The sequence below is a fragment of the Variovorax sp. efr-133-TYG-130 genome (genome assembly GCF_030208835.1).
Lineage (GTDB): Bacteria > Pseudomonadota > Gammaproteobacteria > Burkholderiales > Burkholderiaceae_C > Variovorax.
The window spans coordinates 12,579-32,835 of record NZ_JARVTD010000029.1 but is presented as its reverse complement, the minus strand read 5'-3'; the positions used below and the strand labels follow the sequence as shown (position 1 = coordinate 32,835).

Here is a 20,257-nt window from a genome sequence, read left to right as displayed (position 1 = left end):
GACCCTCCCCCGAAAGGGGAGGGCTTTCAGGAGAGAACAACATGGACATGGCCGTTGAAGCCGGAGTCATCAAGCAGCACCTGATCGACCCCGAGATCTGCATCCGCTGCAACACCTGCGAGGCCATCTGCCCCGTGAACGCGATCACGCACGACGACAACAACTACGTCGTGCGCGCGGACACCTGCAACGGCTGCATGGCCTGCATCTCGCCGTGCCCGACGGGCTCGATCGACAACTGGCGCACCATGCCGGTGGTGCGCGCCTATTCGATCGAGGAACAGTTCACCTGGGAGTCGCTGCCCGACGAACTTTCCCCTGAGGAGCTCGAAGCCGCAGGCGTGTCCGCCGACGCGGCCGGCGACCCCGCCGCCGCGTTGCCCGCGCAGACGCAGGCCCAGGCGGCCGCCGAGTCGGTGGAGCCGGTCTTCAATTCGGCGCAGTACGGCGCCAGCGTGCCGCCCTGGTCGGCCGCGCATGCGTACACCAACCTGTTCCCGCCGAAGACCCCGACGACCGCCACCGTGGTCGGCAACTTCAACTGCACCGAGGCGGGCTTCGACAGCGAGACCCACCACATCGTGCTGGACTTCGGCGTGGTGCCGTTCCCGGTGCTCGAAGGCCAGTCGATCGGCATCGTGCCGCCGGGCATCGACGCCATCGGCAAGCGCCACCATGCGCGCCAGTATTCGGTGGCCAGCCCGCGCAACGGCGAGCGGCCCGGCTACAACAACGTGTCGCTCACCGTGAAGCGCGTGACCGAAGACCACGAAGGCGAACCGGTGCGCGGCGTGTGCTCCAACTACGTGTGCGACCTGAAGGTGGGCGACACGGTGCAGGTGGTCGGGCCCTTCGGCTCGTCCTTCCTGATGCCGAACCACCCCAAGTCGCACATCGTGATGATCTGCACCGGCACCGGCAGCGCGCCCATGCGCGCCATGACCGAGTGGCGCCGCCGGCTGCGCAAGAGCGGCAAGTTCGAGGGCGGCAAGCTGATGCTGTTCTTCGGCGCGCGCACGCAGCAGGAGCTGCCGTACTTCGGCCCGCTGCAGTCGCTGCCCAAGGACTTCATCGACATCAACCTGGCGTTCTCGCGCACGCCGGGCCAACCCAAGCGCTACGTGCAGGACCTGATGCGCGAGCGCGCCGCCGACCTGGCCGCGTTGCTGAAGGACGGTGCCAGCCACTTCTACGTGTGCGGCCTGAAGAGCATGGAAGAGGGCGTGGTGCTGGCACTGCGCGACGTGGCGAAGGAAGCGGGGCTCGACTGGGACACCGTCGGCGCCGCCTTGAAGCGCGAAGGCCGCCTGCACCTCGAGACCTACTAAGCTGCGGCGGATGCAGTTCGCCGACTTCCATGCGGGCCAGGTCATCGAGGCCGGGCCCTATGTGCTCACCGAAGCCGAACTCGTGCAGTTCGCGCGGGCCTACGATCCGCAGTGGTTTCACACAGACGCCGAAGCCGCGGCCGAAAGCCCTTTCGGCGGGCTGATCGCGAGCGGCTGGCACACCTGCTCCATCGCGATGCGGCTGGTGGTCGACGCGGTGCTGGCGGGCTCGGAGTCTTTCGCATCGCCAGGGCTCGAGCACGTGCGCTGGCCCAACCCGGTGCGGCCCGGTGATGCGCTTCGGCTGGTGGCCGACGTGATCGAGGTGCGCCGCTCCGAGAAGCGGCCCACGCTCGGCATCCTGCGCTGGCGCTGGCGGCTGTTCAATCAGCGCGAGATGCTGGTGCTCGATGTGGAAGTCACCAGCCTGTTCAGGCTGAAGCCGATCGACTGAGGCTTTCTACAGACGAACAAAAAAGGCCCGCCGCGCAATCAAGCGCCGCGGGCCTTCCACTTCGGGTGGCTCTGGCTTACCTTACTTCTTGAGGTCGACCGCGCCCGAACCCTGGGCCTTGCCGTTCGCCTTCACGCCCGCCGCGGGCGCCTTCACTGCACTGCCGGCCGAGCCCACGGCGCCGGTCGCGCCATTGAGCGTGCCGCCCACGGTGTTGGTCACACCGCCCACCGCGTTCGTGGCACCGCCGACAGCGCCCGTTGCACCGCCCAGCACGCCACCCACGGCATTGCCCCCACCGCCAGCCGTGCTCCCGGCATTGGCCTTGGCTCCTGCATTGGCGCCGGCCGCTGTGCCTGCGTTGCCGCCTGTGCCTGCACCGGATGCGTTCACGTCGGCATTGACGCCCACGCCGACCCCGACGCCTTGCGCCTGGGCCGTTCCGCCGATGGCCAGCAGGCCTGCGAGCACGGCGCCGATGAGGATGCGGTTGTGTTGTTGTTGCTTCATGGGTGACTGTTCCTTTCGTAGCATGGTCACGAATCAAGGAGCGACCGAGGTTCGATCGATCCGGGTGCAACCTTGGCCGGGCCGTCGTCTGTCGCCATGTGCGCCACAGTCGCCCACGCGTGTGGGACATGGCTGTCGGCGGGATCGGGGGCTCGAACGTTTGCGCGGCGCCCCAAGACCCCATGGCTCGTCATGTTAAAAACACGCAACTCATAATGTTGCATGAAAAGAGACAGCAAGCTTTCAGGCGTTCTCCACGTGCTGCTGCACATGGCCGAGATGGAGGGCCCCGTCACATCCGAATTGCTCGCGGTCGCGATGCACACCAACCCGGTCGTCATCCGCCGGCTCATGGCCGGCCTGCGGCAGGCGGGTTTCGTGAGTTCGGCCAAGGGGCACGGCGGCGGGTGGGTGCTGTCTTGCTCGCTCTCGGCGGTCACGCTGGGCGACGTGCACAACGCCGTCGGTGCCCCCGCGCTGCTGGCCATGGGCAACCGCACAGAGAGCCCGGGCTGCATCGTCGAGCAGGCGGTGAATGCCGCGCTCGACGGCGTGTGCGATGAGGCCGAGGCGCTGCTGCTCAGGCGTTTCAACAGCATCACGCTGGCCGATCTTTCCAGGGACTTTCATCGCCGCATGACGGGCGGCGGCTTCACTTCAAAGGACATTGAACATGCGCTATGACGTTCTGGTGGTGGGCGGCAGCTTTGCCGGCCTTTCAGCCGCGATGCAACTGGCCCGCGCACGCAGGAAGGTGTGCGTGGTCGACGCGGGCGCGCCGCGCAACCGCTTTGCCGCTGCGTCGCACGGCTTCTTCGGGCAGGACGGCACGCCGCCGCAGAAGATGGTCGCCGATGCGCGCGCGAAATTGCTCGCGTATCCGTCGGTCGATTTTGTCCAGGGCAGCGTGACGGCCGCCGAGGCCGACGACTCTGGCGGCTTCACCGTTTCTGTGGCCGACGGCGCGCAGCTGTCGACCCGCAAGCTGCTGCTGTCGTTCGGCGTGCAGGACGGACTGCCCGACATTCCCGGAATCGGCCAGCGCTGGGGCAAGAGCGTGCTGCACTGTCCTTACTGCCACGGCTACGAGTTCGGCGACCGCCGATTGGGCCTGCTGTTCCACGCCGGCGGCCCGCCGGATCATGCATTGCTGATCGCCGAATGGGGTCCGACCACGCTCTTTCTGAACGGCAGCAAGGGCCCCGATGCGGAGGTTCGCGCCAGGCTGCAGTCGCGCGGCGTGACTGTCGAGCCGGGGCGCATCGCCGGGCTGGAAGGCGAGGCGACGGACCTGGCCGGCGTGCGCCTCGAAGACGGCAGGCTCGTGCCGGTCGAGGCGCTGTTCGTGGCGCCGCACACGCGGCCTGCCAGCCCGCTGGCCGAACAGCTCGGCTGCGCCTTCGACGACGGCCCGATGGGCCAGGTGCTGCGCGTCGATGCCATGAAGATGTCGACGGTGCCCGGCGTCTACGCGGCGGGCGATCTTGCGATGGCGTTTTCCAACGCCACGCTGGCGTCTGCGGACGGGTTGATGGCAGGGGTGTCGATGCACCGGTCGCTGGTGTTCGGGGCCTGAAAGAACTTTTTTCCCGGATTCGGAAAAACCCGTCAAAAATCACCCTATAATCTGAGGCTCGACGCGGGAGTAGCTCAGTTGGTAGAGCGCAACCTTGCCAAGGTTGAGGTCGAGAGTTCGAGACTCTTCTCCCGCTCCAACATTGCCGAAAAAGGCCACCCAAACGGGTGGCCTTTTTTCGTTGGGCGATTCGACGACGGCCTGTCTCAGCTGCTGGCCGGCAGCACCGTGCCGCGACTCTCCCCGAACCCGATGCGCGCCTGCCCCGGCTTCTCGCACCAGCCGCGCAGCAGCACAGCGTCGCCGTCTTCGAGAAAGCCGCGCTGCTCGCCGTTGGCCAGCGTCACCGGGATCTGCGCCGCGCGCGTCAGCTCGATGATCGCGCCGGCCTCGCCGGGGCCCGGCCCGGAGATCGTGCCGCTGCCGAACAGGTCGCCGGGGTTCAGGCTGCAGCCGCCCATGGTGTGGTGCGTCACCATCTGCGCCACGCTCCAGTACTGGTGCCTGAAGCTGGTGGACGAGAGGCGCGATGGCCCTGTCTTCTCCTTGCGCGCTTTCTCGCTCTCGAGCCAGACCTCCAGGCGGATGTCGAGCGCGCCGCTCTCGCGGTTCGCCGCGTTCTCCAGATAGGCAAGCGGCTGGGGCTCGTCGGTCGCCCGTGTCCACGCTTGCCGGTAGGGCGCAAGCGCTTCCATCGTCACGATCCACGGCGAGATCGTGGTCGCGAAATTCTTCGCGAGGAACGGCCCGAGCGGCGCCATCTCCCAGAACTGGATGTCGCGCGCCGACCAGTCGTTGAGCAGGCAGATGCCGAAGATGTGTTCCTCCGCGCGCTCCAGTGCAATGGGCTCGCCCTGCGCATTGCCGGTGCCGATCCACACGCCCAGCTCCAGCTCGTAGTCGAGCCGCGCGCAGGCCTGGTACGTGGGCGCCTTCGCGCCGGGCGCCATCGCCTGGCCCATCGGCCGGTGGAAGCGCTGGCCGCTCACGCCGATGGTCGACACCCGCCCGTGGTACGCCGTGGGGATCCAGCGGAAGTTGGGTGTCACGTCGCCGTCGGGGTTCATCAGCCGGCTGATGTTCAGCGCGTGATCGATGGAGGTGTAGAAGTCGGTGTAGTCGCCGATGCGCGCTGGCACGGTGTATTCGGCATCGGCCTGCGGCACGAGGCATTCGCGCACCGCCTGCACCGTGGCGACTGGCGCATCGTTCTTCAGGAGGTCGAAGAGCGCATGGCGCAGCGCCTTCCATGCGGCGGCGCCGAGCGCGAAGAAGTCGTTCAGCGCAGGCTGCGCGGCCGCGCGTGCCGCATGCAGCGCGAGGCCCTCGAGCTGCTCGCGAGTGGCCAGCGCAGCGAGGTCCAGCACCTGGTCGCCGATGGCGACGCCGCCGCGAAAAGCCTCGCTGCTTCCCGCGCGGCGGAACACCGAGTGCGGCAGGTTCTGGATCGGAAAGTCGCTGCCCGCCGCATTGGCGGATTCGACCCAGCTGCGCGCATGAACGTCGTGCGTGTGGTTGAGTGCAATGCTCATGAACGGACCCTCACACCGAAGCCATCAGCGCGTCGTCGAAGATCGCGACCGCGCGGGTCCAGCCCGCCGACGCACCGCGGATCTTGTGCGGAAAGCAGCTGATGAAGAAGCCGGTGGGCGGCAGTGCCTCCAGGTTGTGCAGCTTCTCGATGTGGCAGTAGCCGATGTCGCGGCCGGCCTTGTGGCCTTCCCAGATCAGCGAGGCGTCTTGCGTCTCGCCGTATTTCTTGGCGGTGTGCACGAAGGGTGCGTCCCAGCTCCATGCGTCGGTGCCCGTGAGGCGCACACCGCGCTCCAGCAGGTACATGGTCGCTTCATAGCCCATGCCCGCGCCGGCCGACACGTAGTCGGGGTTGCCGTAGCGCGAACCGGCGCGCGTGTTGACCACCACGATCTCCAGCGGGCTCAGCGTGTGGCCGATGCGCTTGAGCTCGGCCTCGACGTCCGCGGCGGTCACCACGTAGCCGTCGGCGAAATGCCGGAAGTCGAGCTTCACGCCGGGCTGGAAGCACCACTCTAGCGGCACGTCGTGGATGGCGATGGCGGGCTTCTTCTCGCCCAGCGCCTTGTCCATGGTCGAGTGGAAGTGATAGGGCGCATCGAGGTGCGTGCCGTTGTGCGTGGACAGCTGCACCAGTTCCACCGCCCAGCCCTCGCCGTCGGGCAGGTCTTCCTTCTTCAGGCCCGGAAAGAAGGGCTCGATCTGCTCGTAGGTCTGCTCGTGCGTGAAGTACTGGATCTTGGGCGCGAAGGCCGGCGGGTCGGACAGCACGTCGTTCTCCAGGAAGATCGACAGGTCGACGAATTTGCGTGGCATGGGAACTCCTTGTGGGGTGTTGATGTTGGTGTTGGAAGACGAAGGAATCAGGGGTGCTGCCAGCGCAGCAGGCGTTGTTCGGCAAAGGCCAGCAGCGCATTGCTCGCGAAGCCGATGAGCCCCAGCAGCACGATGCCCGCGAACAGGTCGCTGGCGCGGAAAGCGCGCGCCGCCAGCAGGATGGCCTGGCCCAGGCCGCTTTGCGAGGCGATCATTTCGCCCACCACCGCGACGATGAGCGCAATGGTCAGCGCCAGGCGCATGCCGGCCAGGATGTCGGGCATGGCATTGGGCAGGCCCATCTTCCAGATGTACGCCGCGCGCGACATCTGCAGGCAGCGCGCCACTTCCGACAGGCGCGGCTCAACCGCCGCGAAGCCGTGCACCGTGGCCAGCAGCACCGGCCACATCGCGCCGAAGGCAACCACGAAGAGCACCATGCCCGGGTTCAGGCCGAAGATGGAAATCGCCAGCGGCAGCAGCGCGGAAGCGGGGAGGGGGCGGATGAACTCCAGCGTCGGCTGCACCCAGGCGCGCACCGAGGGCGACACGCCGATGGCCGCGCCCAGCAGCACGCCGAACAGCGAGGCCAGCAGCCAGCCTTCGATCATCCGGCCCACCGTGGCCTGCGTGAAGCCGAGCAGCTCGCCGTTGCCGCCGGTGCCCGAGAGATTCAGCCCTTCGAGCAGGCTTGCGAACGTGGCCTGCGGCGTGGGCAGGAACACGCGGCTGACCCAGCCCGCGTTGCTGGCCACCCACCACAGCCCGACCAGCGCGAGCAGCACGCCGAGCGAGCCGAGGCGATTCAGATGCGCGCGGCCATTCATGGCTGCACTCCCATCCGCCGCGCCACCATGCGCTGCAACAGCAGCATGCCGGCATTGATTGCGAAGCCCACCACGCCGATCCAGCCCAGCCAGGCGAGCATCAGCGCGGGGTCGAAGCTCTGCTGCGCGATCATCATCGCGTAGCCCATGCCGTTGGGGTTGGCCGCGATCTCCACCGTCACGGCCACCACCAGCGCCACCGCCACGCCCAGCCGCAGCGCGACGAACAGGCGCGGCACGATGGCGGGCAGCACGATCTTGAAGGCCCGCTCGCGCGCCGACAGCCCCAGCACGCGGCTCACCTCGAGCAGCCGGGGCTCGACCTGCTGCACCGCCGCCTGCACCAGCACCAGCAGCGGCCAGAAAGTGGCAAAGGTGACGATGGCCAGCTCCATGCGCACGCCGAAGCCGAAGCCCAGCATCGCGAGCGGAATCAGCGCGACTGAAGGCACCGGGCGCAGCACCTCGATGGACATCGACCCGAGCTGCGCCGCACGGCGCGAGAGCCCGAGCACCAGGCCCAGCGCAATGCCGAGCACCGCGCCCAGCAGCAGGCCCAGCGCGGCGGTGCCCAGCGTGAAGCCGGTGGCCTGCCAGAGCGAGCCATCGATCGCCGCGCCGGCGAAAGCCTTGGCCGCGGCACTTGGCGGCGCGAGCGAATCGCTGCCCAGGGCAGCCGCGCGGCGCGCATACCACTCGAAGAGGCCGATCAGCAGCGCAGGAAACATCCACGGCCGCAGCCAGCGAAAGAAGCCGCGCTCAGTCATGGCCCTGCTCGATGAAGGCGAAGAGTTCGCGCCGCAGGCGCAGGTACTCTGGATGCTCCTTGGTCGTGAGCTGGTCGCGCGGACGCGGGATCTTCACGTCGATCATCCGCGCGAGGCTGGGCCGGCCCGGACCGGGGTTGGCCTGCAGCGCGATCACGCGGTCGCCGAGGTAGATGGCCTCTTCCAGGTCGTGCGTGACGAACAGCACCGTGAGCCCGTCGTCGCGCACCAGCCGTGCCAGCTCGTCCTGCAGGCTCTGCCGCGTCAGCGCGTCCAGCGCGCCGAAGGGCTCGTCCATCATCATCAGCTCGGGCTTCTGCGCGAGGCAGCGGGCAATCTGCGCGCGCTGCTGCATGCCGCCCGACAGCTGCACCGGGAACTTGTGCGCATGCCTGGCCAGGCCGACCTTGCCGAGCACATCGGCAATGCGCGGCGCGCGCTCGGCCGTCGGCACGCCGGCGGCTTCCAGCGCCAGGCTCACGTTGCCTTCCACCGTGCGCCAGGGCAGCAGCGCGCGGCCGTAGTCCTGGAACACGAAGGCCACCTCGCGCGAGGGCTCGGTCATCTTCACGCCGTTGCGCCGCACCTCGCCCGCGCTGGCAGTGACGAGCCCGCTGGCCGCGCGCAGCAGCGTGGTCTTGCCGCAGCCGCTGGGGCCGACGATGCAGACGAATTCGCCGCGCGCCACGTCGAACGAGGTGGGCGACAGGATCTCTCGGCCGCCGAGGTGGATGGTCACGCCGTCGAAGCGCAGGAAGGGAGTGGCTTGCATCGCGGGGCCGGTTGGCGAATTGAATGCGCTCGCCGACAGCGCGGCGCGCGCGGTGACAGGGGCGGGCGCCGAGATCACTTGGCCACCAGCTTCGCCACGTCGATGTTCGTCTTGAGCATGTCCTGCTCCTTCATCAGCCCGGTCCAGTAGGCGAGCTGTTTCTCGGTTACCACCGGGCCGGGCGGCGAGACCTGCACCTTGGCCAGCACCTCGGGCGGCAGCTTGATGTACTTGCCGATGGCCGCGCGCACCTTCGCGTCGTTCTTCGGCTGCTGCATGAACGCGGCCGCTTCCACCAGCGCCTCGCGGAACGCGCGCGCCGCCGCCGGGTTCTTCGCCACCCATTCGCGCTTGGCCGCATGCACGATGGTCTGGTTGTTCTCGGGCAGGAAGGTGGAGTAGTACGAGGCCACATAGCCCGCGCCGCTCTCGGTGATGCGGCTCATGAACGGGTCGGCGGACACCACCGCGTCGACCGAGCCGCCTCGCAGCAGGTCGGCATGCTGCGGAAACGCAGCCTCCACGAAGTTGACCTTGCGGTAGTCCACGCCGCTGTCCTTCAGCCATGCGCGGAAGGTCACGTGCAGGAAGGCGCCCAGGCCCGGCACGCCGATCTTCTTGCCCACGCAGTCCTGCGCGCTCTTGATGCCCGAGCCGGCGCGCGCCACCAGGCCGAAGCCGGTGATGGTCTTCGAGGTGAGCCCGCCGCCGGCCACCAGCACCAGGTCGAGGCCGCCGTCCACCGCCTGCAGGAACACCGAGGGCGTGGGTCCGCCGATCTGCAGCGAGTCGGACTGCAGCGCGGCCGGGATGGTCGAGTTCAGCGGAATGAACTTGAGCTCGACATCGAGGCTGCGCTTCTTGAAGTAGCCCTCTTCGGCCGCCACGAACACCGATGCGAAGTCGGTCACGGCCGTGTAGCCGAACACGATCTTCGTGGCGGACTGCGCGAGCGCGGGCAGCGCGGCGGCGGCCGATGCGGCAGCGAGCGCCGACAACAACAGGGTGCGCCGTTTCACCGGGGTCTTCGTCATCATGTCTTCTGTCTCCGTGGGATGGTTTTCGTGGATGGATTCCTGGCCGCCTTGGGGCGAGGCAGCGCGGCGCGCAGGCCGCCGACGATGAAGTTCACGAGCATCGGCGCCACGGCCGGGTCGGCGCGCTTGTTCTCGCCGCGCGAGAGCCGTTCGATGCGGCTGTCGTTCAGGTGGTGCAGCAGCGAGCCCAGCGCGAACTGGTAGCCCCAGGCGACCTGGCTGCGCGTGGCGTGCGGCAGTGCGATGTGCAGCGCGTCGATGTAGGCCTCGGCCAGCGGGTCGAAATAGCCGCGCAGCACGCGGTCGGCTTCCTCGGTCGCGTGGTACAGCTCGCGCGCCACCAGCAGCGCGTAGTACTCGCCCTCGGCGCTCGCGCGCAGCGCCAGCACCGGCGCGGTGAAGGCTTCGATGATGCGCGGCAGCGTGCGCACGTCTTCGGGGTCGAGGGTCAGGGCGGCCAGGCCGGCGAGCCGCTCCTCGATGGTGTGGCCCCAGTGTTCGAAGATGGCGTGAAACAGCTCGTGCTTCTGGCCGTAGTAGTAGCCCACCAGCGCCAGCGGCACGCCGGCTTCCTCGGCGATCTGGCGGATGGTGACCACGTGGTAGCCGTGCCGCGCAAAAAGCTTCTCGGCCGCCAGCAGGATGGCGTGCTTGCGGTCGGGGCGGGCAGTCTCGGCGGCGGCGGGTGCCGCGGCGCGCGAGGCGCCGCGCCTGTGGGTCGGTGTGCGGGTGCTCATCGGGGCGTATTGAACGCTTGTACAAAAAAATTGAACACACGTACAAACCCTGAGGTCAACCCCGATTGAGCACGGTCGTTCGCAGCGCTACGCTTGCAGGATGCCCGCCCCCAACATTCCCCAGATCCGCCTCTATCAGAACTGGCTGCGCGAGAAGCGCGGCCTCTCCTTCGACAGCTACGACGCGCTGTGGCGCTGGTCCGTGACCGAGCTCGACGCCTTCTGGCGCAGCATCTGGGACTACGCTGCCATCCAGTCCCCCACGCCGCTCGCGCCCGGCGCCACCGTGCTGGCCGAGCGCCGCATGCCCGGCGCGCAGTGGTTCCCCGGCGCCCAGGTCAACTACGCGCGCGAGGTGCTGCGCCACGTCGATGCGGCGCACGCGGCCGGCATGCCCGCGATCGTGAGCGACAACGAACGCGGCGACGTGCGCGAGATGTCATGGCCCGAGATGCGCCGCCAGGTGGCGTCGGTCGCGCTCACGCTCAGGGCGCTGGGCGTGCGCCGCGGCGACCGCGTCGCGGCCTACCTGCCCAACGTGCCCGAGACCATGGTCGCCTTCCTGGCGTGCTCCAGCATCGGAGCGATCTGGAGCGTGTGCGCGCCCGACATGGGCACCGCCGCCGTGGCCGACCGCTTCCGCCAGATCGAGCCCAAGGTGCTGATCGCGGTGGACGGCGTGCACTACGGCGGCAAGCCGCTCGACCGCAGCGCGGTGCTGCGGGAGCTGCGCGGCCAGCTGCCCAGCGTGAAGAAGCTGGTGCTGGTGAAGTCGCCCTTCGCCGCCAACGCAGTGCCGCACGACATCGACTGGTCGCGCGCCATCGGCCGCTACGACGACGAGGTCAACGCCTTCGAACCCGAATGGCTGCCCTTCGACCATCCGATCTGGATCGTCTATTCCAGCGGCACCACCGGGCTGCCCAAGCCCATCGTGCACGGGCAGGGCGGAATCATCCTCACCATGCATGCCTGCGGCCTGCACAACGACGTGGGCGCAAGCTACGGCGCCAACAACCTCGGCGAGCGCTACCACTGGTACAGCTCCACCGGCTGGGTCATGTGGAACTCGCAGCTCTCGGGCATGGCCTTCGGCGCCACCATCTGCATCTACGACGGCAACCCGGCGGGCAGCAAGGAGAAGCCCGACTGGAGCGTGCTGTGGCGTTTCGTGGCGCGGCACAAGGTCACCTTCTTCGGCGCCGGCGCGGCCTATTTCACCAACTGCATGAAGGCCGGCCTCGTGGCCAAGGACTGCGGCGACCTGTCGGCCGTGCGCGCGCTCGGCAGCACCGGCTCGCCGCTGCCCGAGGAAGTTCAGCGCTGGGGCTCGCGGCAGATCCTCGACGCGGGCTCCCCCGACGTGTGGTGGTGCAACATCTCCGGCGGCACCGACTTCTGCGGCGCCTTCGTCGGCGGCAACCGCGACCTGCCCGAAGTGCCGGGACAGATGCAATGCCGCGAACTCGGCCATGCCGTGGAAGCCTGGAACGACGACGGCCAGCCCGTCATCGGCGAGGTGGGCGAGCTGGTGTGCACCCAGCCCATTCCGTCGATGCCGCTGTACTTCTGGGGCGACGAGGGCAACGCGCGCTACCTGTCGAGCTACTTCGACACCTACCCCGGCGTATGGCGCCACGGCGACTGGATCAGGATCGGCGCCGACGGCGGCTGCATCATCTACGGCCGCAGCGACGCCACCATCAACCGCCAGGGCCTGCGCATGGGCACCAGCGAAATCTACAGCGCGGTCGAGGGCCTGCCCGAGGTGCTCGACTCGATGGTGGTCGACCTGGAGTACCTGGGCCGCGACAGCTACATGCCGCTGTTCGTGGTGCTGCGCCCTGGCGTGGTGCTCGACGATGCCATGCGCGCGCGGCTGAACAACGCCATCAAGACCTCGCTGTCGCCGCGCTTCGTGCCCAACGACATCTTCCAGGTGGGCGAGATTCCGCGCACGCTCTCCGGCAAGAAGCAGGAGCTGCCGATCAAGAAGCTGCTGCTGGGGCAGCCGCTGGAGAAGGTGGTCAACCGCGAAGCGATGGCAAACCCCGGAAGCCTCGAGTGGTATGTGGCCTTCGCCGCGGAGCGTGCCTCCGCATAATGGGCGGATGAAAAGACGTACCGGCCTCCTCATGTTTTCCGCCGTGGCAGGCGCTTCTTTGCTGGGTGCCTGCGCGGCGCCCTCGTCGTCCGGCGCGGCTGCTGGAGCCTCGCAGTTGCGCGTGACCGGCACCGTCGCCTATCGCGAGCGCATCGCGCTCGACCCCGCGGCCGAGATCATGGTGCAGCTGCTCGACGTGTCGCGCATGGACGCGCCCTCTACCGTGCTGGCCGAGCAGCGCTTCAAGGCCGATGGCAGGCAGCCGCCGTTCGCCTACGAGCTGAAGGTGGACGCGGCCCGCATCGATCCGCGCATGCGCTATGCCGTGTCGGCGCGCATCTCGCGCGGCGACCAGCTGCTGTTCATCAACGACACGCAGTATTCGGTGCTCCCGCAGGGCACCAGCACCAGCGCCAACCTGGTGCTGGTGCGCGTCACCCAGGCGCCGCGCTAGGGCGGGCCGCTACGAAGTCATCAGCTCGTAGAGCACCATGCGCGTCTGCCGGCCGCGCAGCTCCACGAGTTCCTCGATGCGGCGCGTGTGCAGCCGGCCCTGCAGGCCCGCGAACGTCACTTCCGACATCAGCACCTGCGTGCCCAGCTGCTTGTTGATGCCCTCGATGCGGCTCGCCACGTTGATCACGTCGCCGAACGCGGTGTACGACAGCCGGTCGTTCGAGCCCAGCACTCCCGCGATCACCATGCCCGTGTGAATGCCCACGCGCGTGCGGAACTCGGGCAGGCCCTGTTCAACCCACCGGCGGTTGAGTTCGTCCATTTCCACGTGCAGCTCGAGGGCCGCCATGCAGGCCCTGTACTCGGCGTCGGGCAGGTCGGCGGGCGCGCCCCACAGCACCATGATGCCGTCGCCGATGAACTTGTCGACCATGCCGCCGTGCCGCGCGAACACCGCCGTCGCGAGGTTGAAGTACTCGGTCAGCATGCCCACCAGCACGTCGGTGTCGAGCGACTCCGAGATCGAGGTGAAACCCTCCACGTCGCTGAACATCACCGTCACCCGGCGCGGCGAACCGTTGGGCGCGAGTGCGTGGCCGTCGGCGACCAGCTGGTTGATGACATCCACCGGCACGAACTTGCTGAAGGCCTTGAGGCTGCGCGCGGAATCGTCCAGCGCCTGGTCCAGGTGCTGGATCTCGAGCACGCGGCTGGGCTCGCGCGGCAGGTTGTCCAGCTCCAGCAGGCCGATGCGCCGCGCAATGTGCGAGAGGTTCTCCACCGGCGATGTCACCAGCTTCGACAGCTTGAGCGACATGAACAGCGCCACCGCCAGGAAGGCCAGCGCAAGCAGCAGGCTCAGCAGCACGGCATGCCGCAGGTCGCCCAGCAGGACGTCTTCGGGCACCCAGCTCACCAGCTGCCAGCCCGTGCTCGGAATGGACGAGGTCTGCACCAGATAGTTGCGCCCTTCGTGGGTGAACGAAAACTCGGTGTCGTGGCTGCTGCCCGCGGTGCCGTCGGCCAGCATGTGGGCATGCAGCGCGCCGAGCACGCCCGACGGGAGCTCCAGCTTGTGAAGCACGCCCGGATGATCGCTGCGCGCCAGCACGCGGAAGTCGGCGCTCAGGAGTGCGCTGTCGCCGTGGCCGATGCTGCTGCTGAATTGCTGCACGAACCCCGACAGGCGCCCCAGCGACACGTCGCCCGCCACCACCAGCGCCTGCGTGCCGCCCTCGGCGTAGCGCCGCTTGCCAGGCAGTGCGTAGGTCACGCCCAGTTCCTGCGCGGCGGCAAACACATAGGGCTGCGTCCATACCGGCCCCTGCGCCTTGCGGGCCTGCACATACCAGCTGCGCTGCGTCGGGTCGTAGCTGCTGTGCAGGGTCTCGACGCGCCGCGTGGCGTAGCGGTCCTGCACGTCGGCTTCGGCCGAGGGCGGCGGCTTGTAGTGCCAGGTCTCGGTGGTGAACTGCGGGCCGCGCTCTATGTGGCGCATGGCGGGCGTGGGGTAGCGCAGGGCCATCAGCATCTGGCCGGCTTCGTTGGCCACGTAGATGCTGTCGAGCTCGGGCGATTGCGCCAGCAGCGTCCACAGCAGCTCCGACGTTCTCTCGGACTGCTCGCCCGCGGGCCGCAGGCTGGGGGCGCTGCCCGCCGCGTCGATCACCGACTCGGCCTTCTGCAGGAAGGCCAGCACCTTGTCCTCGGTGCGGTCGTGGTTGGCCTTGTGCGCGGAAGTGCCGATGCGCGAGACCAGCCGCTGCGACCCCCAATAGCCCAGCGACACCAGCAGCAGCGACTGCGTGAGCGCCACCGCGCTGACGATGGTGCCCACGTCCACCCTGAAGCGCCGCGAGCGCTTCGATGGCGGTGCCGCGGCGGCGGATTCGAAAGGCGGCTTTCCCGCCACACCCGGATTCCCGGACGAGTTCTTGTTCATACAGCTCCCTGACGACCACTCGAACACACCCGCGCCACGAAGGCGCGGATCGGCATCCGGCGAGTCCGCGGCCCCGATCGTTGGTGTCGGAGATCCTGGCGGGTGCCTGATGCGGTGGCGATTTTCGCCGGTCTTGGCTGTGAATGCGGCCGCGCCCTACAAGTAGAACGACCGTGCGGGAAAGCCCTCGTTCAGCGCGCGTCGTGGAAGATGATGCCCAGCGTGTGCCTGCGGCCCGAGCGCAGGCGGCTCACGCCGTGGCGCATGGTCACGCGGTAGCTGCCGCGCGTGCCCGCCACGGGCCGCTGGTTGACCGCGAAGATCACCGCCTCGCCCAGCGCGAGCGAGACGACTTCGGCGCGCGACTGCATGCGCGGGCGCTGCTCGGTCAGCACGAACTCGCCGCCGGTGAAGTCTTCGCCCGGCCGGCTCAGCAGCACCGTGAGCTGCAGCGGAAACTGCAGGTCGCCGTAGAGGTCCTGGTGCAGGCAGTTGTAGTCGCCTTCCTGGTAGCGCAGCAGCAGCGGAGTGGGGCGCAGCTGGCCCGCGGCATGGCAGCGCGCGAGATAGGCGGCGTGGTCCGGCGGGTAGTCGGCGGGCTGGCCCATCGCGGCGGCCCAGGCGTTGGCCAGCGGCGCGAGGCGTTCGTACAGCGCGCCGCGCCAAGCGGCCAGCTTGGGCGGCAGCGGGTTCGCGAAGTACTGGTACTCGCCCTGGCCGAAGCCGTGGCGCTGCATGACGACGCGGCTGCGGAAGCGGGCGGGCCGGTCGTACATCGCCGTGAGCGCGGCGCACTCCTGCGGCGTGAACAGCTCGCCGGTGGTGGCGCAGCCGCGGGTGGCGAGTTCGGTTTCGATGCGGGGCCAGTCGAGCGCTGCGACGAGAGAGGCGGGGCTTGTCATGCGCGGAGTTTCCGGCTTCGGCACGGCCTGCGCTCGCCGTTTCCGGACACGGGTCCGCGGCATGCGCCGTGCCGCCGTTTTTGAGCGATCATCCGGCCATGGCAAGAGAAAAGACGATGACCGCGCGTGCGAGCGCCACGGGGCAACTGGTTCAGGGCCGCTCGGTTGCGACGCTGGGGCGCGGCATGGCGCTGGTGAAGGTCGGCAAGGCGGCGCGGCCGGCAGTGCGCCCCGAGGACAACACCACGGTGCTGCTGAAGAAGGCGGCCCGTGCGCTCAACAAGCCCGGCATCGACAGGGCGGTGGTCTTTCGCGGACCCAACGCAGCCAGGATATTCGCCTACTACGCCTACCCGCAGGACCCGACCAAGGTCATCCGCGAGTCCGCCGACGGCACCCAGGTGATCGGCCGGCTGGTCGACGGCAGGTTCCGCGCGAGCAAGGCGTGAGCCGCCGCCCACCCAGTCTCGAGAAGCTGCTCGAGCAGACGCAGGGGCCGCGCCCGGTGGCGTTCGTTCTTGCCGGCCACAACGGCTCCGGCAAGTCCACGCTGTGGTACTCGCGCCTGGCTGCGTCGCTGCGCATGCCGCTCATCAACGCCGATCGCATGATGATGTCGATCCTGCCGGACGCCGACCCCCGCACCGGACACATCCCGCCCTGGGCCCAGCAGCTGCGCGACGACGACCTGAAGTGGCAGATCCTGTCGCAGGAAGGCGTACGCGCCTTCAAGAGCCTGGTGATGGACCAGCGCATGCCCTTCGCGTTCGAGACGGTCTTCTCGCACTGGAAGCCGCTGCCCGGCGGCGGCCACGAATCCAAGGCGGACGACATCCGCGCGATGCAGCAGGCGGGCTATTTCGTCGTGCTGCTCTTCGTCGGCCTGGTGTCGGTCGACATGTCCGTCTTTCGCGTGAGCACGCGCAAGCAGCAGGGCGGCCACGACGTGGACCGCAGGAAGCTCATCGAGCGCTTTCCCCGCACGCAGGCGGCGGTCGGGCATGCGGCGCAGATCGCGAACATGACGCTCATGTTCGACAACAGCCGCTCCGAGAAAGACGCCTTCGCGCTGGTGCGGGCGCAGGCGAAGAAGTCGGTTCTGTTCGACGCGCGCGATCCGCAGTTCAAGATCGATCCTCAACTCCGTGCCGTGTGCGATCCGTGGCTGGAGAAGGTCGCGGGGCCGTTCAGGCCGCGGCGCATTTCGCCGCCGAAGAAGGCACCGCAACAGCCGCAGGGCCCGAGCACTCCGTGAACACCCATTCCCGCCGTCAGAGCGGAGCGATAGGGATGCAGATATTGCATTCGAAGGCGCCGGTCTTCTCGTCGAACGCGCCGCACGGCGGGTAGTGCTCGAACGCGGGCCGGCTGTCGAACTGGAAGCCGCTGGCCGGCAGCCAGTCGCGCAGCAGGCGCGTCCAGACGGCGTTGATCTCCGCGGACACGCCGTAGAACCTGGTTGCCGCGTAGCGCCCGCCGGGCAGCACCGTCTTCTGGAAACCGCCGTCGGGCACGAAGTCTTCCGGTACTTCCACGCCCGCGTCGTAGCGCGAATGCTCCGGCGCGGTGATGCTCGGGTCGTCGTGGCTGATGCCGTAGCGCGCATGCGGCCAAAGGTTGTGCGCGGTGATCCACGGTGCCACTTGCGTGTTCCAGAAAGCGCCCACCGGCGCGCCGAACGGGCCCACGTAGCGCAGGTAGGCGATGGTGACGGGCGGGCGGGTGATGAGATCGACGTGCATGGGCGTTGCCTCCGTTGGCGCGGTGTCGCGCGGTGAAGGCCCATTCTTCGTGAAGCCGTGCAAGCCGATCTGATCAGGATTGCTTTCCGCGTCGGTCGGCGTCCACCGGTGCGTTGCGCGCCATGCCGTCGGCGAACTGCCGAAATGCGCGCGGAAGGCCCGCGAGAACGCCTCGCCCGAGCCGAAGCCCACCGACAGCGCGGCGTCGAGCACCGTCACGCGCGGCTGCGTTGCCAGCCGCAGCGCCGCCACTTCCACCCGGCGCCGGCGGATGTAGTCGCCCAGCGTCTCGCCGGCCCATGCCGCGAACAGCCTGTGGAAGTGGTACGCCGAGAAATGCGCCACGTCTGCCAGCGCCGCCAACTCGAGCGGCTCGTCGAGGTGGTCGTCGATGTGCGTCAGCACCTTGTGCATGCGCCATTCGTACTCGGAGCGGTGATCGCGCGTCATGTCCGGCTCAGCCTTGCCGCGCCTGCCCGAGCAGCCAGTCGCTGAAGAACTTCAAGAGCGGCCGCTGGTCGGCGCGCTCGGGCGTGACGAGGTAGTAGTTGCGCTCGCCCGACAATGGCCGCGCGCATGCGACGACAAGCTCGCCGCGCGCCAGTTCGTCGGCCACCAGCATCGTCGGCATCAGCGCCACGCCGAGGCCATGGGACGCTGCGGCCGCGAGGATCGAGAACAGCTCGTAGCGCGGTCCGCCGCGCGCGTTGGGCGCGTCGATCTGCTGCGCGTCGAACCACTGGCGCCAGCCGTCGGGCCGGGTGCTCTGCTGCAGCAGCGGCATCTTCGCGATGGCGGCCGGCGTCACGGCCTTGCCGCGCGGCAGCAGGGCGGGGCTGCACACCGGCACCACGTCTTCGTGCATCAGCAGCAGCGCATGCGTGCCGGCCCAGTTCTCGACCTGCGCGGGCGTGCCGGCGTAGAGCGCGGCGTCGAACTCGGCATCCGCGAACAGGAAGGGACGGGTGCGCGTTTCGATGTGCACCACCACGTCGGGCTGCAGCGCCGCAAAACCTTTCAGGCGCGGCATGAGCCAGCGGGTGGCGAAGGTGGGCACGGCCGCCAGCGAGAGCGAGCCGCCCTCGCCTTGGTGCGCCATCGCGTCGAGCGTGTCGCGCTCCATGGCCTCGAGGCGCTTGGCGGTCTGCCGCGCATAGGCCGCGCCGCTGGCGGTGAGCGCCACGCCGTGCCGTGTGCGGCGGAACAGCGCCACGCCCAGGAAGGCTTCGAGCGTGCCGATCTGGCGCGACACCGCGCTCTGGGTGAGGGCCAGCTCCTGCGCGGCGCGCGTGTAGCTCTCGTGGCGCGCGGCGGCGTCGAAGCACACCAGGGTCTGCAGGGGCGGTATCTTGCGGCGCATGCATGTATGCCTGGAAAGTATGAATGGAACGCAGCGCTCGCCAATGAAGACGCTGCCCGAACATCTTGCAAGACATTCTACAAACGCATATCTGGGTGAGGAATCCTCGTTTGCGTCATGGCTTGCGCGTGGCTAGGATCGACCGATCCCCCTCTTTTTGTTTTCTTCCCCTTCTCCGGAGACAGCCACATGGCCGCCAAAGCGCAATTCCACTGGGACGACCCCCTTCTTCTCGACCAGCAACTGACCGACGAAGAACGCATGATCCGCGACGCGGCCAACGCCTACTGCCAGGAGCGCCTGGCGCCCCGCGTCACTGAAGGCTTCCGCACCGGCGAGACCGACCCGGCCATCTTCCGCGAGATGGGCGCGCTCGGCCTGCTCGGCCCGACCATCCCCGAGCAATACGGCGGCCCCGGCCTCAACTACGTGGCCTACGGCCTGATCGCCCGCGAAGTCGAGCGCGTCGATTCGGGCTACCGCTCGATGGCCAGCGTGCAGAGCTCGCTGGTGATGGTGCCGATCTTCGAATTCGGCACCGAAGCGCAGAAGCAGAAGTTCCTGCCCAAGCTCGCCACCGGCGAATGGATCGGCTGCTTCGGCCTGACCGAGCCCGACCACGGCTCCGATCCCGGCAGCATGGCCACGCGCGCCAAGAAGGTGCCGGGCGGCTACTCGCTCAGCGGCTCGAAGATGTGGATCAGCAACTCGCCCATTGCCGACGTGTTCGTGGTGTGGGCCAAGGAAGTCAGCGAAAGCGGCACGGTCGGCCCCATCCGCGGCTTCGTGCTCGAGAAGGGCATGAAGGGCCTCTCGGCCCCCGCCATCCACGGCAAGGTCGGCCTGCGCGCCAGCATCACCGGCGAGATCGTGATGGACGGCGTGTTCTGCCCCGAAGAGAACGCCTTCCCCGAAGTGCAGGGCCTCAAGGGCCCCTTCACCTGCCTGAACAGCGCCCGCTACGGCATCTCGTGGGGTGCCCTGGGCGCCGCGGAAGACTGCTGGCACCGCGCCCGCCAGTACACGCTGGACCGCAAGCAGTTCGGCCGCCCGCTGGCCGCCAACCAGCTCATCCAGAAGAAGCTGGCCGACATGCAGACCGAGATCACGCTGGGCCTGCAAGGCAGCCTGCGCCTGGGCCGCATGAAGGACGAGGGCATTGCCGCCGTCGAAATCACCTCGATCATGAAGCGCAACAACTGCGGCAAGTCGCTGGACATCGCCCGCATGGCGCGCGACATGATGGGCGGCAACGGCATCAGCGACGAATTCGGCGTGGCACGCCACCTGGTGAACCTGGAAGTGGTCAACACCTACGAAGGCACGCACGACATCCACGCACTGATCCTGGGCCGCGCCATCACCGGCATCGCGGCGTTCGCGAACTGATCGAA

At 68.4% G+C, this 20,257-nt stretch carries 21 protein-coding genes and 1 tRNA gene; 10 read left to right on the top strand and 12 right to left on the bottom strand.

Annotated features, from left to right (window positions below; all coding sequences use genetic code 11):
* The first annotated feature begins 41 nt into the window (after nucleotides 1–41).
* Together boxA and QRN67_RS23015 are read left to right on the top strand one after the other, a co-directional pair.
* On the top strand, nucleotides 42–1,328 hold the full coding sequence (gene boxA, locus QRN67_RS23020) for a benzoyl-CoA 2,3-epoxidase subunit BoxA (RefSeq protein ID WP_285413752.1): 1,287 nt from the start codon (nucleotides 42–44) through the stop codon (nucleotides 1,326–1,328).
* A 10-nt stretch (nucleotides 1,329–1,338) separates the two neighbouring features.
* Nucleotides 1,339–1,782 carry a MaoC family dehydratase gene (locus QRN67_RS23015; RefSeq protein ID WP_285413751.1) on the top strand — a complete coding sequence of 148 codons (444 nt, stop codon included), beginning with the start codon at nucleotides 1,339–1,341 and terminating at the stop codon, nucleotides 1,780–1,782.
* 81 nt (nucleotides 1,783–1,863) lie between these two features.
* Here QRN67_RS23015 and QRN67_RS23010 read toward each other — a convergent pair whose 3' ends face one another.
* Complete coding sequence (locus QRN67_RS23010; RefSeq protein WP_285413750.1) at nucleotides 1,864–2,292, bottom strand: adhesin; 429 nt, start codon at nucleotides 2,290–2,292, stop codon at nucleotides 1,864–1,866.
* 222 nt (nucleotides 2,293–2,514) lie between these two features.
* On the opposite strand from QRN67_RS23010, the gene QRN67_RS23005 reads away from it, so the two are divergent.
* From QRN67_RS23005 to QRN67_RS22995, 3 genes are all read left to right on the top strand, one after another.
* The gene (locus tag QRN67_RS23005; protein ID WP_285413749.1) at nucleotides 2,515–2,976 is read left to right on the top strand and encodes an RrF2 family transcriptional regulator; all 462 of its coding nucleotides are present in this window, start codon (nucleotides 2,515–2,517) and stop codon (nucleotides 2,974–2,976) included.
* The gene (locus QRN67_RS23000) at nucleotides 2,966–3,868 is read left to right on the top strand and encodes an NAD(P)/FAD-dependent oxidoreductase (protein ID WP_285413748.1); all 903 of its coding nucleotides are present in this window, start codon (nucleotides 2,966–2,968) and stop codon (nucleotides 3,866–3,868) included. Before QRN67_RS23005 ends, QRN67_RS23000 begins: the two co-directional genes overlap by 11 nt.
* Nucleotides 3,869–3,931: 63 nt before the next feature.
* A tRNA-Gly gene (locus tag QRN67_RS22995) sits at nucleotides 3,932–4,007 on the top strand.
* Between the two features lie 67 nt (nucleotides 4,008–4,074).
* Here QRN67_RS22995 and fahA read toward each other — a convergent pair.
* From fahA to QRN67_RS22960, 7 genes are read right to left on the bottom strand one after another with little or no spacing between them, the layout of a single operon-like run.
* Nucleotides 4,075–5,400 (bottom strand): fumarylacetoacetase, encoded by a 1,326-nt coding sequence (fahA, locus tag QRN67_RS22990; protein ID WP_285413747.1) that lies wholly within the window; start codon nucleotides 5,398–5,400, stop codon nucleotides 4,075–4,077.
* A 10-nt stretch (nucleotides 5,401–5,410) separates the two neighbouring features.
* A complete protein-coding gene (locus QRN67_RS22985; RefSeq protein ID WP_081267321.1) occupies nucleotides 5,411–6,217 on the bottom strand; it encodes a cyclase family protein in 807 nt (268 codons plus the stop codon).
* Between the two features lie 47 nt (nucleotides 6,218–6,264).
* A complete protein-coding gene (locus QRN67_RS22980) occupies nucleotides 6,265–7,044 on the bottom strand; it encodes an ABC transporter permease (RefSeq protein ID WP_205367717.1) in 780 nt (259 codons plus the stop codon).
* Nucleotides 7,041–7,811 carry an ABC transporter permease gene (locus QRN67_RS22975; RefSeq protein ID WP_285413746.1) on the bottom strand — a complete coding sequence of 257 codons (771 nt, stop codon included), beginning with the start codon at nucleotides 7,809–7,811 and terminating at the stop codon, nucleotides 7,041–7,043. Before QRN67_RS22975 ends, QRN67_RS22980 begins: the two co-directional genes overlap by 4 nt.
* Entirely contained in the window at nucleotides 7,804–8,661 is an 858-nt protein-coding gene (locus tag QRN67_RS22970) for an ABC transporter ATP-binding protein (RefSeq protein WP_285413745.1), read from the bottom strand. Before QRN67_RS22970 ends, QRN67_RS22975 begins: the two co-directional genes overlap by 8 nt.
* Entirely contained in the window at nucleotides 8,658–9,620 is a 963-nt protein-coding gene (locus QRN67_RS22965; RefSeq protein ID WP_234382177.1) for an ABC transporter substrate-binding protein, read from the bottom strand. The genes QRN67_RS22970 and QRN67_RS22965 overlap by 4 nt, the downstream gene beginning before the upstream one ends.
* Nucleotides 9,617–10,357, bottom strand: coding sequence for a TetR/AcrR family transcriptional regulator (locus QRN67_RS22960; RefSeq protein ID WP_285413744.1), 741 nt, complete (start codon nucleotides 10,355–10,357; stop codon nucleotides 9,617–9,619). The genes QRN67_RS22965 and QRN67_RS22960 overlap by 4 nt, the downstream gene beginning before the upstream one ends.
* 100 nt (nucleotides 10,358–10,457) lie before the next feature.
* On the opposite strand from QRN67_RS22960, the gene QRN67_RS22955 reads away from it, so the two are divergent.
* Together QRN67_RS22955 and QRN67_RS22950 are read left to right on the top strand one after the other, a co-directional pair.
* Nucleotides 10,458–12,461, top strand: coding sequence for an acetoacetate--CoA ligase (locus tag QRN67_RS22955; protein ID WP_285413743.1), 2,004 nt, complete (start codon nucleotides 10,458–10,460; stop codon nucleotides 12,459–12,461).
* A gap of 31 nt (nucleotides 12,462–12,492) precedes the next feature.
* Complete coding sequence (locus tag QRN67_RS22950; RefSeq protein ID WP_285413742.1) at nucleotides 12,493–12,915, top strand: YbaY family lipoprotein; 423 nt, start codon at nucleotides 12,493–12,495, stop codon at nucleotides 12,913–12,915.
* A 9-nt stretch (nucleotides 12,916–12,924) separates the two neighbouring features.
* Here QRN67_RS22950 and QRN67_RS22945 read toward each other — a convergent pair whose 3' ends face one another.
* Together QRN67_RS22945 and QRN67_RS22940 are read right to left on the bottom strand one after the other, a co-directional pair.
* Nucleotides 12,925–14,859: an adenylate/guanylate cyclase domain-containing protein gene (locus QRN67_RS22945; protein ID WP_285413741.1), complete on the bottom strand. Its 1,935-nt coding sequence runs from the start codon at nucleotides 14,857–14,859 to the stop codon at nucleotides 12,925–12,927.
* 191 nt (nucleotides 14,860–15,050) lie between these two features.
* Complete coding sequence (locus QRN67_RS22940) at nucleotides 15,051–15,761, bottom strand: 2OG-Fe(II) oxygenase (RefSeq protein ID WP_285413740.1); 711 nt, start codon at nucleotides 15,759–15,761, stop codon at nucleotides 15,051–15,053.
* Nucleotides 15,762–15,877: 116 nt separating this feature from the next.
* On the opposite strand from QRN67_RS22940, the gene QRN67_RS22935 reads away from it, so the two are divergent.
* Both QRN67_RS22935 and QRN67_RS22930 read left to right on the top strand, forming a co-directional pair.
* A complete protein-coding gene (locus tag QRN67_RS22935; RefSeq protein ID WP_285413738.1) occupies nucleotides 15,878–16,210 on the top strand; it encodes a hypothetical protein in 333 nt (110 codons plus the stop codon).
* Complete coding sequence (locus QRN67_RS22930; protein WP_285413737.1) at nucleotides 16,207–17,016, top strand: zeta toxin family protein; 810 nt, start codon at nucleotides 16,207–16,209, stop codon at nucleotides 17,014–17,016. Before QRN67_RS22935 ends, QRN67_RS22930 begins: the two co-directional genes overlap by 4 nt.
* 16 nt (nucleotides 17,017–17,032) lie before the next feature.
* Here QRN67_RS22930 and QRN67_RS22925 read toward each other — a convergent pair whose 3' ends face one another.
* Nucleotides 17,033–17,953: an AraC family transcriptional regulator gene (locus tag QRN67_RS22925; protein WP_285413735.1), complete on the bottom strand. Its 921-nt coding sequence runs from the start codon at nucleotides 17,951–17,953 to the stop codon at nucleotides 17,033–17,035.
* A gap of 7 nt (nucleotides 17,954–17,960) precedes the next feature.
* Nucleotides 17,961–18,863, bottom strand: a complete 903-nt coding sequence (locus QRN67_RS22920) for a LysR substrate-binding domain-containing protein (RefSeq protein ID WP_081267332.1) — start codon at nucleotides 18,861–18,863, stop codon at nucleotides 17,961–17,963.
* A gap of 189 nt (nucleotides 18,864–19,052) precedes the next feature.
* On the opposite strand from QRN67_RS22920, the gene QRN67_RS22915 reads away from it, so the two are divergent.
* Nucleotides 19,053–20,252, top strand: a complete 1,200-nt coding sequence (locus QRN67_RS22915; RefSeq protein ID WP_081267333.1) for an acyl-CoA dehydrogenase — start codon at nucleotides 19,053–19,055, stop codon at nucleotides 20,250–20,252.
* Nucleotides 20,253–20,257 lie beyond the last annotated feature (5 nt).